Below are 12,326 nucleotides of genomic sequence, written 5' to 3' on the forward strand. Positions count from 1 at the left end.
GGGGACATCGGGGGCGGGAGATCACCCCGGGGCATGGCGAAGTGCCGCCCGGTGCACCATATCCGCGCGATGAGCGAGATCCAGACAGACACCTATCCCTTCAGCCTCGATGTGCAGCCGGTCGGCGAAAGCGGCGCGATGTTCCAGTGGAGCATCCGCAAGCACGGCAAGCTGCACCAGCGCTCGGACCGGAAGCACCCGACCGAGTCGAAGGCCCGGACCCACGGCGAGGCCGAGATCGAGCGCCTGATCCGCGACCGCGGCCGCTGAACGCTCGTCATAGCCGCTGGCATCGGCGGAGCACTGCCGACGGGCGGGGGTCGGTTCGTACTGGCTCCCGCTTCGTCGTTCTGGCCCCCCCGGTCGCAGCGGGTCGGCTCCCGCGCTTGGCGCGTCTGCGCGGCACTGCTATCTCGCGCGTGAGCCGACCCATCCGAACACGCCCAGACGTCAGACGGTGCGCGCCGTCGCGCGCCCGAACGGAATGCCGATGACAACCCCGATCGACAACATCCGCAACTTCTCGATCGTCGCGCATATCGACCACGGCAAATCGACCCTGGCGGACCGGCTGATCCAGGCCACCGGCACCGTGGCGTTGCGCGACATGAGCGAGCAGATGCTCGACTCGATGGATATCGAGAAGGAGCGCGGCATCACCATCAAGGCGCAGACCGTGCGCCTGGAATACCGGGCCGAGGACGGCAAGGATTACATCCTCAACCTGATGGACACGCCCGGCCACGTGGACTTCGCCTACGAGGTGTCGCGCTCGCTGGCCGCCTGCGAGGGCTCGCTGCTGGTGGTGGATGCCTCCCAGGGCGTCGAAGCGCAGACGCTGGCCAACGTCTACCAGGCGCTCGACGCCAACCACGAGATCGTGCCGGTCCTCAACAAGGTCGATCTGCCGGCCGCCGAGCCGGAGCGGGTCAAGGAGCAGATCGAGGAGGTGATCGGCCTCGACGCCTCGAACGCGGTGCCGATCTCGGCCAAGACCGGGCTGAACATCGAGGCGGTGCTGGAGGCGATCGTGACCCGCCTGCCGCCGCCCAAGGGCGACCGGAGCGCGCCGCTCAAGGCCCTGCTGGTGGACAGCTGGTACGACGCCTATCTCGGCGTCGTCGTGCTGGTGCGCATCATCGACGGTGTGCTCAAGAAGGGCATGACCATCCGGATGATGGGCGCGGACGCCGTCCACGGCGTCGACCGGATCGGCGTGTTCCGTCCGAAGATGGCCGAGATCGGCGAGCTCGGCCCGGGCGAGGTCGGCTTCTTCACCGGCTCGATCAAGGAGGTCGCCGACACCCGCGTCGGCGACACGCTGACCGAGGACAAGCGCCAGACCACCTCGATGCTGCCGGGCTTCAAGGAAGTCCAGGCGGTCGTGTTCTGCGGCCTGTTCCCGGTGGACGCCGCCGAGTTCGAGAACCTGCGCGCGGCCATGGGCCGGCTCCGGCTCAACGACGCGTCCTTCTCCTACGAGATGGAGAGTTCGGCCGCGCTGGGCTTCGGCTTCCGCTGCGGCTTCCTCGGCCTGCTGCACCTGGAGATCATCCAGGAGCGGCTGGAGCGCGAGTTCAACCTCGACCTGATCTCCACCGCGCCCTCGGTGGTCTACCGCCTGAAGATGCGCGACGGCACGCTCAAAGAGCTGCACAACCCGGCCGACATGCCGGACGTGATGAAGATCGAGCTGATCGAGGAGCCCTGGATCCGCGCCACGATCCTGACGCCGGACGAGTATCTAGGCGGCGTGCTCAAGCTCTGCCAGGACCGCCGCGGCGTCCAGATCGACCTGAACTACGTCGGCAAGCGCGCCATGGTGGTCTACGACCTGCCGCTGAACGAGGTGGTGTTCGATTTCTACGACCGGCTGAAATCGATCTCGAAGGGCTACGCTTCGTTCGACTACCACGTCTCCGACTACCGCGAGGGTGACCTCGTGAAGATGTCGCTGCTGGTCAACGCCGAGCCGGTGGACGCCCTCTCGATGCTGGTCCACCGCACCCGCGCCGAATCGCGCGGCCGGGCCATGTGCGAGAAGCTGAAGGACCTGATCCCCCGCCACCTGTTCCAGATCCCGGTCCAGGCGGCGATCGGCGGCAAGATCATCGCCCGCGAGACGATCAAGGCCCTGTCCAAGGACGTCACCGCCAAGTGCTACGGCGGCGACATCTCGCGCAAGCGCAAGCTGTTGGACAAGCAGAAGGAAGGCAAGAAGAAGATGCGCCAGTTCGGGCGCGTGGAGATCCCGCAGGAGGCGTTCATCGCGGCGCTGAAGATGGACGATTGAGGTGCTGATTTCGTGACGCGCACTCAACCTAGGGTGGGCGGTGCGGATCGGTTCAGCGTCTGGCCTTATCGGTCTGTCTTTGATCGCGAGCCTGTTCGACCGGCTATCCCATCCTTTTCCTCATCCTGAGGTGCCGGAGCGCAGCGGAGGCCTCGAAGGAGCCCTCCAGCCAGCCGCGCGATCCCTGGAGGGCTCCTTCGAGGCTGCTACGCAGCACCTCAGGATGAGGGGGAGGGTTGGAGGATCTCCGTGGCTCGAAATCGTCACTCGGTGGACCCGGTGCAGTTATCGAATCCGAACGGTCCCTTCCGTCGTCGCGAGCACTACGAAGCAATGACGGTGTGGAGCGCCGGAGAAGCTCCTACCCCGGCGGCAGCACGTCGATCTGGATGCCCGCGTAATACGCCGCCAGATTCGCGATGTCGGCATCCGACAGTTCCTTGGCGACCACGTTCATGATCTCGTTCTGCCGCTTGCCGTCGCGGTACTCGCCGAGAGCCTTCACCAGGTAGGGCTCGACCTGGCCGGCGAGGTTCGGCGCCTCCGGCAGCTTCGAGAGCCCGTCCATACCGTGGCAGGTCTGGCAGGCGCTGGCCTTCTTGCGCCCGAGGGCCGCGTCGCCAGCCTGGGCCGAGAGCGGGACGAGCAGAGCGGCGAGAAGGAGAAGCGGGCGGATCATCGGCTGGGCTCGGTAGGCGGTTTCACGAATGGTCAACGGAACAGGCGCAGTCCCCCTCTCCCGTGCGGGAGAGGGGGACTGCGCCTGTTTGCGGCGGTGGCGCCTCGCACGGAGCGAGGCGCCAAGTCCCAAAAAGCTACTTCTCGTAGGAGATCCGGTAGATCGCCCCGGCGGAATCGTCCGAGACCAGCAGCGAGCCGTCGAGCATCACCGCCACGTCCACCGGGCGGCCGAGATACTCGCCGTCGCCGGTCAGCCAGCCTTCCGCGAACGGCTTGACCGCGCCGAGCTTCCCGTCCGCGCCCATGGGGGCGAACATCACCCGGGCGCCCACCGGCTCGGTGCGGTTCCAGGAACCGTGCTCGGCGATGAAGATCCCGCCCTTGTACGAGGCCGGGAACTGCTTGCCGTTGTAGAAGGCCATGCCGAGATCGGCCGCGTGGGGCGGCAATTCGGTGACCGGGGCGACCGCGTCGGCGGGCGGGGTCTGGTCCTTATACTCGACCGTGCGGATTGCGCCGCCGCCGTACCAGGGGAAGCCGAAATTCTCGCCCGCCTTGGTGGCGTGGTTCAATTCACCCGGCGGCTTGTCGTCGCCCATGCCATCGACCTGGTTGTCGGTGAACCAGAGCGACTTGTCGGCGGCGAAATCCATGCCCACCGAATTGCGGATGCCGGTCGCAAAAACCTCGCGGTTCTTGCCGTCGGCGTCGATGCGGATGATGCCGCCGATGCCGGCCTTCCGGTACAGGTCCATCTTCTCGGCCGGCGGCACGTTGTAGGGCTGGCCGAGCGCAATGTAGGTCTTGCCGTCCGCACCCACCCGGCAGACCCGGGCGGTGTGATTGAAGCTCTCTTCCCCGGCCGGGATCAGCGCGCCTTCCTTCACCAGGATGCCGGCGGCGACGTCCGGATTCTCGTAGAAGAACTCGGCGGCCGGGAAGGCGAGCACCCGATTCTGCTCCACGATGGTGAGCACGCCGTCCTTCGAGAAGCAGACGCCGTTGGGGATCTTGAACGCGATGCCCGGCGCGAAGGCCCGGACCTCGTCGGCGACCCGGTCCTTGTCGCGGTCGGTGACCGTGTAGACCTTGGTCTTGCGGGTGCCGACGAACAGCACGCCGGCATTGGGGCCGACCGCGATGGCGCGGGCATCCGGCACCACGGCGTAGAGATCGATCTTGAAGCCGTCGGGCAGCTTGATCTTGGTGAGCGTCTTGCGGATCGCATCGGCGCGGCGGCCGGTCTGCGGGATCTCGGGGGCGGCCTGGGTGTCGGTGCTGCGGAGGTTCTGCAGCTTCTCCAGGTCGTCGGCCTTGGCCTTGGTCTCGGCCGGCGCCGCACCCTGTGCGAGGGCCGGAGCCACGAGGGCGGGCAGGGCGACGCCCGCCCAGAGCGCAGCGATGAACAGCGATCGCATCGTTTTAAAATCCTCCCGGCCGCCCTTGGGTTCGGACGGTTCCGAATCGGACATAGACGACGCCTGCGGGCGGGCAAGTTGCGCCGGTGACGCGCGCCCGCAGCTGTCGCGTGTCAGGCGACCTTGCGGGGGACGAGACGCTCGCTGCCCAAAGCCGCCTGCGCGCCGGATACGCCGGATTCGGTGTATTCCGCATCCTCGTTGACCTGCCAGACATCGTGCCGGCGCCGCCCGCAGAGGATGTTCTCCACGGTCAGCATCGCGGTCATCATCGCGTGGTCCTGGTTGTTGTACTTGTGCATGCCGTTGCGGCCGACGAGGTGCAGGGTCGGGAAGTCCCGCTCCAGCTCGCGCCGCACGGTGACGACGTGTCCGGCATAATCCGCGTCGTAGACCGGATACGCCTTGGGCTGGCGGACCACGCAGGCATCGACCACGTCGGCCGGATCGATAAGCCCGATCTGGCTGATCTCGCGCTTGGCGAGCGCCACAAGCTCCTCGTCCGAGGCGGTCCAGAGCCCGTCGCCCTCGAAGCAGAAATACTCGAGGCCAAGGCAGGTGTGATCGTCGTCCGGCACCATCTCGGGCGACCAGGAGCGGAAGTTCTGCACCCGGCCGACCTGCACGGACGGATCGTGGATGTAGATCCAGTTGTCCGGAAAATTCTGTTGCGACTTGGCGATGAGCGCCACGGTCAGGAAGTCGCGGTACTTGAGCGACCGCGCGTTGAAGGTGCTGAGCGGACGCGGGCGGATCGCATCGACCAGTTCGCGCACCGGAGCCGACGAGATCACGTGCCGGGCCGTGAAGGTCTCGCGGCTGCCGTCGGCGCTGCGGGCCGCGACCGTCCAGATGCCGGTGCCGGCATCGTAGGAGAGCGCATCGACGCCGCGGTCGAGGAGCACGCGCCCGCCCTGCGCCTGGATCTTGGCGGCGGCGGCCTCCCACATCATACCGGGTCCGCGGCGGGGATAGCGGAACGACTCGATCAGCGTCTTGATCACCGGGCCGCCGGCCTTGGGCGCCTTGCGCAGGCCGAGCGAGCGCTTGATGCCGTCGCGGATCGCCGCGCCGAGGTCGAGGCCCTTGATGCGCTGGGCCGCCCAATCGGCCGAGATCGCGTCGCACGACATGCCCCACACCTTCTCGGTGTAGGTCTTGAAGAAGATCGAGAACAGGCGCTCGCCGAACTGGTTGCGGACCCAGGCGTGGAAGTTCTTGGGGTCGCGCACCGGCCGCATGCGGGCGTACAGGTAGGAGGCTACGCAAGCCGCGCTCGTGAATAGGCCGAGGTTGCGCAGCGCTTCGAACGCCTTGAGCGGATAGGCGTAGTACCGGCCGCGATAGTAGATCCGGGACAGCCGTGGCCGCTCGATGAAGTCGTTGGGCAGGATCTCGTCCCAGAGATCGACCACCGCCTTGGATTTCGAGAAGAACCGGTGTCCGCCGATATCGAACAGGTAGCCGTTATGCGAGACCGTGCGGGAGATGCCGCCGACCTGCGCCGGATCCCGCTCCAGCACGGTGACCGACCGCCCCTGCTTCGACAGCAGGTAAGCGGCCGTGAGGCCCGCCGGCCCCGCGCCGATCACCAGCGTCTCGGTGTGGTGGCTCATCCCCTGCTCCGGCTGCCGTCCCGGCCGGATCGCGGACCGGCTCGCGCGGAGAGTGCGGCGGGATGGTTAAGGAACCGCCTCACGGTTGATTGACCCGCCATTAAGCCCGGGCGCGCAGCATGGCTCCGGCGCTCGCTTTCGGCGCATCCGGGGACCCGAACCGATGTCGCCCGCGGCCGCCGCCTCGCCGGCACGGATCGATCCGCGCACGTTCTTGTGGCTGCTCGTCGCCCTGTCGCTCGCGACGCTGAACGCGCCGCAAGACGTGTGGGACACGATCCGGCACCTGCGCGTGCCCGACACCGACGACGCGATGCGGCTTGTCGAAGTGCGCGACATGCTGGCCGGCCAGGGCTGGTACGACAACACCCAGTACCGGTTCCTGGCGCCGGACGGCGTGGCGAGCCATTGGTCGCGCCTGGTGGACGCTCCGATCGCGGGCCTGATCCGGGCGTTGACGCCCCTGGCCGGGCCGGACCTCGCCACAGGTCTGGCGGCGGCGATCTGGCCGATGCTGCTGTTCGGGCTGTTCTGCACCCTGCTGCACCGGGGCGTGAACGCGCATTTCGGGGGCCGGGCGGCGATCCTGGCGGTGCTCGCGGCGACCCAGACCTTCGGGATCGCGATCCAGTTTCAGGCGGGCCGGGTCGATCACCACAACGTCCAGATCCTTGCGATCCTGGGTCTCGCGTTCTGCGTGATCCGCGGCGGCTTCCGCGCCGGACTCGTTGGCGGCGGGTTGGCGGCCCTGTCGCTGGCGGTGGGCCTCGAAGGCCTGCCCTATCTCGCCCTCGGCGCCCTGTACCTCGCCGGCGACTGGTGCCGGCGCGGCCGCGCCGCCCTCCCCTGCCTCGCCGGATTCGGGCTCGGCCTCGGCGTGGCGGCGCCGCCCCTGTTCGCCGCGCAGACGGCCCCTGGCCTCTGGACCGCGACGCGCTGCGACGCCCTCTCCCCGCCCTGGCTGTGGCTGGCGACCGGCGGCCTCGGCTTCGGCGCCGCAGCGTTCGTCCTGGACCGGTCTCGCACGACGGGCCGCGCGCGGCTCGCCCTGGCAATCGCCTCCGGCATCGCTCTGATCGGCGGGTTCGCCCTCGCCTTTCCGGTCTGCCTCGACGGGCCGTTCCCCGGGATGACGCCGCTGGTGCGGGAGCATTGGCTGCTCACCGTCAACGAGATGGCGTCGGTGCGGAAATCCGTGGCCCAGGGGCGCTGGGAGATGCTGGTCTTCTACCCGGTCGTTCTCCTCGCAACCCTGGCCGCGAGTTTGATGGCGTGGCGCGGATCACAGCGGCGCGCCTGGTCGGTCGCCGCCCTGTTCCTCTGGCCCGGGCTGATCCTCGGGATCTTTCAGTTCCGCGGGCTCTACATCGCCTCCGGCTTCGTGCCGCTGGTGGCGGGGCCGGTGATCGACCGGGCTCTGACGCTGGCCGTCCGGGCCGACCCCCGCCGCGGGGCGGCCGCCGCGCTCGGCGCCAGCCTCATCAGCACCCTCTGGATGGCGCCCGCGGCGCTGGCCGGATGGCTCGGCGCCGAAGCCCGGACGGGACCCGATCTAGCCGCCGCCTTCGCCTGCCTGGGAGATGCCGCCGTGCGTCCCCTGGCGGCACTCCCGGCCGGGACCGTGCTGGCGCCGATCGCCCTCGGGCCGTCGATCCTGCTGCGCACGCCGCACACCATTGTGGCCGCGCCCTATCACCGGGCGATTCCGGGCCTGACCGCCGCGATCGAGGGCCTCGGCGGCACCGAGGCGGATCTCAACCGGGTGCTCGACGCCTTCCGGGTCCGCTACGTGGTAACCTGCCCGGCTCGTCCGGCCGACGACCTCCAGGCCGAGCCGGCCTTCGCGACCCGGCTCGCCCGCGGGGAGGCTCAGTCCGACCGGCTGGAGCCCATCGCGCTGCCAGGTCCCCTCAAGGTCTGGCGGGTTATTCGCTAGGCGGTCAGAGCAACCGGCGATCGAGCCGGATGATCCGGCAGGGATCGCCGGCCGTCGCGGCCTTCTCGTGCGGCGCGCGGATCAGCAGCGCCTCGGCGCGGCCGAGCACGGCCAGCATGGAGGAATCCTGGCGCTTCTCCGGATCCGCCACCGGCAGGCAGCCGGGTTCGAGCGCGAGGGTGGCGCGCATATAGTCGGCGCGGCCATCGTTGGCCGGCAGGTCGCGGGCGAGCGTGGCCGGTTCGCTCCGGTCGGCGCCCGCCTGCGGGTCGCCCTGCAGGGCTCGGATTGCCGGCACGACGAACAGCAGTCCGCAGACGATCGACGACACCGGATTCCCGGGCAGGCCGATCACCAGCATGTCGCCCAGTCGCCCGTGCATCAGCGGCTTCCCGGGCCGGAGCGCCACACGCCAGAAGCCGAGTTCCAGCCCCTCCCGGGCGAGCGCGGCCTGGACCAGGTCGTGGTCGCCGACGGATGCGCCGCCGAGCGTCACCAAGAGGTCGGCCCGGACCTCGCGGGCGCGGCGGAACGCATCTTCCAGGGCCCCGTGATCGTCGGCGGCGATACCGAGGTCGATGATCTCGGCGCCAGCCTCGGCGGAGAGGGCGGCGAGCGCGAGGCTGTTCGAGGCGACGATCTGGTCCCAAGCCGGCACGGCGCCGGGTTCCACAAGCTCGTCGCCGGTCGCGAGGATCGCCACGCGCGGCCGGCGGCGGACCGAGAGTTCAGGCTGGCCGGCCGCCGCGGCCAACGCCAGGCGCCGCGCGTCGAGGGTCATGCCGGCGACCAACAGGGTCTCGCCGGCGGTGAAGTCCAGGCCGGCCCGGCGGATAAAGCGGTCTCTTTCGACCGCCTCCATCACCCGAACGATGTCGCCCTCGGCCTGCGCGTCCTCCTGGATCAGGATCCCGTCGGCGCCCTCCGGCACGGGAGCGCCGGTGAAGATCCGCACCGCCTCGCCGGGGCCGATGCGCCCCGAGAAGCCGTGACCGGCCGCGCTGGTCCCGATCAATCTCAGGCTGGCACCAACCACGGACGCATCGGCGAAGCGGACCGCGTAGCCGTCCATGGCGGAGGCCGGGAACGGCGGCTGCGTTCGGGAGGCGGCGACATCAGCCGCCAACGTGCGCCCTGCGGCCCGGGCCAGCGGAATCGTTTCTGCCTCGACCGGCGCGGGGATGCTTGCGAGCACCCGTGCCAGCGCTTCGGCGACCGGGATCAGCCCAGTGCTCATGCGTCGGGCGCCCGGTAGGCACCGGAGCGGCCGCCATCCTTGGCGATGAGGCGGATGCCCTCGATCCGCATGCCGCGATCCACCGCCTTCACCATGTCGTAGACCGTCAGGCAGGCCACGGAGACCGCGGTCAGCGCCTCCATCTCGACCCCGGTCGGGCCCTGGACCCGCACCTCGGCGGCGATGCGCAGGCCCGGCAGCGCGTCGTCCAGCTCGCACTCGACCCGCACCTTCGACAGCAGCAGCGGATGGCAGAGCGGGATCAGCTCGTGGGTCCGCTTGGCGGCCATGATCCCGGCGAGCCGCGCGGTGCCGACCACGTCGCCCTTCTTGGCGTCGCCCTCGCGAATCAGCGCCAGGGTCTCGGGCTGCATCACCACGCTGCCCTCGGCCCGGGCGGTGCGGTCGGTGGCGGGCTTGTCGGTGACGTCGACCATGTTGGCCGCGCCGCTGGTGTCGAGATGGGTGAGCGTCGAACCCGGTTCCATGCTCACCCCTTCTTCTTGTCGTCTTGCTTCTTGGTCTTGCCGGCCTTGGCGTCCGGCTCCGGCCCGTCGCCCTCGCCGAACAGCAATTCTTGGGTCGCACGCGTGACGTCCGCCTGCCGCATCAGGCTCTCGCCGACCAGCACCACGCCCAGGCCGTGCTCCCGGAGCCGCCTGACGTCGGCGTGGCCGCCGATGCCGCTCTCGGCCACGGCGATCCGGTCCGCCGGGATGCCCGGGGCGAGGCGGATCGCGGTCTCGAACGAGACCTCGAAGGTCTTGAGGTTGCGGTTGTTGATCCCGATCAGGGCCGTGCCGAGCGGCACCGCGCGGTTCAACTCGGCCTCGTCGTGGACCTCGACCAGCACGTCCATGCCGAGCTCGTGCGCGGTGGCGACCAGGGCCTGCGCCTCGTCGTCGTCCAGGCAAGCCATGATGGCGAGGATGCAATCGGCACCCCAGGCCCGGGCCTCGTAGACCTGGTAGGGCTCGAACAAAAAGTCCTTGCGCAGGACCGGGAGCCCGCAGGCCGCCCGCGCCTCGGTGAGGTATTCCGGACGCCCCTGGAATGACGGCTCGTCGGTGAGCACCGACAGGCAGGTGGCACCGCCGGCCTCGTAGGCCGCCGCCAGCGTCGCGGGCGCGAAATCCTCGCGGATCAGGCCCTTCGACGGGGAGGCCTTCTTCACCTCCGCGATCAGGGCCGGGCGCCCGGCATCGAGATGGCTCCGGATCGCCGCCGCGAACCCGCGCACCGGCACGGCCTGGGCGGCGCGGCGCTCGAGCTTGGCCAGCGGCACCCGCAGCTTCGCCTCGGCGATCTCGCGGCGCTTGTAGGCCTCGATCCGGGCCAGCACGTTGGGCCGCTCGTTCGGCGCCTCGGCAGAACCCTCATGGGTCACCGATTCCTGCGTGAGCGTGCTCATCGGCACTCCTCCCCGTTCGAGCGATCGTTCGAGGCCCGGACCAAGCGGGCGAGGGTGTCCCGCGCCGCCCCGGAATCGACGGCATCCTGCGTCCGCGCGAGCCCGTCCGCCAGGGTCGACGCCGCCCCCGCGACGACGAGGGCCGCGCCTGCATTGAGAACGGCGATGTCCCGGTAGGCGTTGCGTGCGCCGGCCAGGACGGCTTCGAGCGCCCGGGCGTTGTCGGCAGGATCGCCGCCGCGCAGCTCTTCCGGTGCCCGCAATGGGAGGCCGAGGTCCCGCGGATCGATGGTGAACCGGGACAACCGGCCCTCCTCGAGGGCGACCACGCGGGTCGGCCCGGTGACGGTGATCTCGTCCAGTCCGTCGGAGCCGTGGACGGTCCAGACCCGGCGGCTGCCGAGTTCGGCGAGCACCTTCGTCAGCGGCTCGGCCAGCGCCTCCTGCGCGACGCCGAACAGCTGGTAGGCGACGCCCGCCGGATTACAGAGCGGTCCCAGCAGGTTGAAGATCGTCCGCACCGGCAGCTCGGAGCGCACCGCCGCCACGTGGCGCATGGCGCCGTGATGGGCCTGGGCGAATAGGAAGCACAGGTTGGCCTCGGCGAGGCACCGGGCCTGACCCTCGGCATCGAGCCCAAGCCTGACGCCCAAAGCCGCCAACACGTCGGCGGCGCCCGAGCGCGAGGTCGCGGCGCGGTTCCCGTGCTTGGCCACCGGCACGCCGCAGGCGGCGACCAGGATGGCGGCGAGCGTCGAGACGTTCACGCTGCCGGAATGATCGCCGCCGGTGCCGACCACGTCGACGGCGCCTGCGGGCGCATCGATCCGGGTCATGCGGGCGCGCATCGCCTCGGCGGCGCCGACGATCTCCTCGACGGTCTCGCCGCGCACCTTCAGGGCGGCCAGGAACGCGCCGGCCTGCACGGGCGTGACCTCGCCCGACAACAGGTCGTCGAAGGCCGCGCGCGCCTCGGCACGGTCGAGGGCCAGGCCCCCGGCGACCTTGGCGAGATGGGGTCTGAAGCTGTCCATGCGCTCTGTCGGAAGGCCGCCCCGGCCGTCCGGCGTCAATGCACGTCGGCGCGGGTCCTGTCACGCGCCGCGTTCCAGGCGGCGGCCAGATCCAGGAAGTTCTTCACGATCTCCGTGCCGTGCTGCGACCGGATGCTCTCGGGGTGGAACTGCACCCCGTGGAGCGGCCGCTCGGCGTGCTCCAGCCCCATGATCAGGCCGTCGGCCTCGGCCGTGACCCGCAACGTGTCCGGGCAGCTGGCCCGGTCCACGATCAGGGAATGGTAGCGGGTCGCCTCGAAGCTGTCGTTCAGGCCCCGGAACAGGCCGCTGGCGCCATGCCGGATGGTCGAGACCTTGCCGTGCAGCGGTAGCGGCGCCCGGATCACGTCGCCGCCGAAGGCCTGGCCGATCGCCTGGAGCCCGAGGCAGACGCCGAAGATCGGGATCTCGTGAGAGAGGTCTCGGACGACATCGAGGCAGATGCCCGCCTCGTTCGGCGTACATGGGCCGGGTGAGAGCACGATCGCGTCCGGCGCCTGGGCGCGGATGTCGGCGACGGTGATCGTATCGTTGCGGGCGACCGCGACGGCGCCGCAGAGCGGGCCGATCAGGTGAACGAGATTCCAGGTGAAGGAATCGTAGTTGTCGATGACGAGGACGTTGGACATCGCGGCGGCACGCTCGGGCATTTTCGCGATGTGAGCCCTCTCGCCCGCAG

General features: G+C 69.8%; 11 protein-coding genes. 3 read left to right on the plus strand and 8 right to left on the minus strand.

The window, feature by feature from the left end; translation table 11 throughout:
- On the plus strand, nucleotides 1-270 hold a 270-nt coding region (locus tag FV242_RS08635; RefSeq protein WP_246692644.1), incomplete at its 5' end, for a hypothetical protein.
- A gap of 220 nt (nucleotides 271-490) precedes the next feature.
- A complete protein-coding gene (gene lepA, locus FV242_RS08640; protein ID WP_147938642.1) occupies nucleotides 491-2,293 on the plus strand; it encodes a translation elongation factor 4 in 1,803 nt (600 codons plus the stop codon).
- A gap of 361 nt (nucleotides 2,294-2,654) precedes the next feature.
- On the opposite strand, the gene FV242_RS08650 is transcribed toward lepA, so the two are convergent.
- The 3 genes from FV242_RS08650 to FV242_RS08660 form a co-directional block, all read right to left on the minus strand.
- Entirely contained in the window at nucleotides 2,655-2,972 is a 318-nt protein-coding gene (locus tag FV242_RS08650; protein ID WP_147938643.1) for a cytochrome c, read from the minus strand.
- Between the two features lie 136 nt (nucleotides 2,973-3,108).
- On the minus strand, nucleotides 3,109-4,392 hold the full coding sequence (locus FV242_RS08655) for a sorbosone dehydrogenase family protein (protein ID WP_147938644.1): 1,284 nt from the start codon (nucleotides 4,390-4,392) through the stop codon (nucleotides 3,109-3,111).
- A gap of 113 nt (nucleotides 4,393-4,505) precedes the next feature.
- On the minus strand, nucleotides 4,506-6,008 hold the full coding sequence (locus tag FV242_RS08660; protein WP_147938645.1) for an NAD(P)/FAD-dependent oxidoreductase: 1,503 nt from the start codon (nucleotides 6,006-6,008) through the stop codon (nucleotides 4,506-4,508).
- Nucleotides 6,009-6,171: 163 nt separating this feature from the next.
- Between FV242_RS08660 and FV242_RS08665 the strand changes: the two genes are divergently transcribed.
- A complete protein-coding gene (locus FV242_RS08665) occupies nucleotides 6,172-7,944 on the plus strand; it encodes a hypothetical protein (RefSeq protein ID WP_147938646.1) in 1,773 nt (590 codons plus the stop codon).
- 4 nt (nucleotides 7,945-7,948) lie between these two features.
- Here FV242_RS08665 and glp read toward each other — a convergent pair whose 3' ends face one another.
- Genes glp through FV242_RS08690 form a run of 5 tightly spaced genes read right to left on the minus strand, consistent with a single transcriptional unit; the run spans nucleotide 7,949 to nucleotide 12,276 of the window.
- Complete coding sequence (gene glp, locus FV242_RS08670) at nucleotides 7,949-9,181, minus strand: gephyrin-like molybdotransferase Glp (RefSeq protein WP_147938647.1); 1,233 nt, start codon at nucleotides 9,179-9,181, stop codon at nucleotides 7,949-7,951.
- Nucleotides 9,178-9,669, minus strand: a complete 492-nt coding sequence (moaC, locus tag FV242_RS08675) for a cyclic pyranopterin monophosphate synthase MoaC (RefSeq protein ID WP_147938701.1) — start codon at nucleotides 9,667-9,669, stop codon at nucleotides 9,178-9,180. Before moaC ends, glp begins: the two co-directional genes overlap by 4 nt.
- Before the next feature lie 2 nt (nucleotides 9,670-9,671).
- A complete protein-coding gene (trpC, locus tag FV242_RS08680) occupies nucleotides 9,672-10,592 on the minus strand; it encodes an indole-3-glycerol phosphate synthase TrpC (protein WP_147938648.1) in 921 nt (306 codons plus the stop codon).
- The gene (trpD, locus tag FV242_RS08685; protein ID WP_147938649.1) at nucleotides 10,589-11,626 is read right to left on the minus strand and encodes an anthranilate phosphoribosyltransferase; all 1,038 of its coding nucleotides are present in this window, start codon (nucleotides 11,624-11,626) and stop codon (nucleotides 10,589-10,591) included. Before trpD ends, trpC begins: the two co-directional genes overlap by 4 nt.
- Before the next feature lie 35 nt (nucleotides 11,627-11,661).
- Complete coding sequence (locus tag FV242_RS08690; RefSeq protein WP_147938650.1) at nucleotides 11,662-12,276, minus strand: aminodeoxychorismate/anthranilate synthase component II; 615 nt, start codon at nucleotides 12,274-12,276, stop codon at nucleotides 11,662-11,664.
- Nucleotides 12,277-12,326 lie beyond the last annotated feature (50 nt).

It is taken from the genome of Methylobacterium sp. WL64, from assembly GCF_008039945.1.
GTDB lineage: Bacteria > Pseudomonadota > Alphaproteobacteria > Rhizobiales > Beijerinckiaceae > Methylobacterium.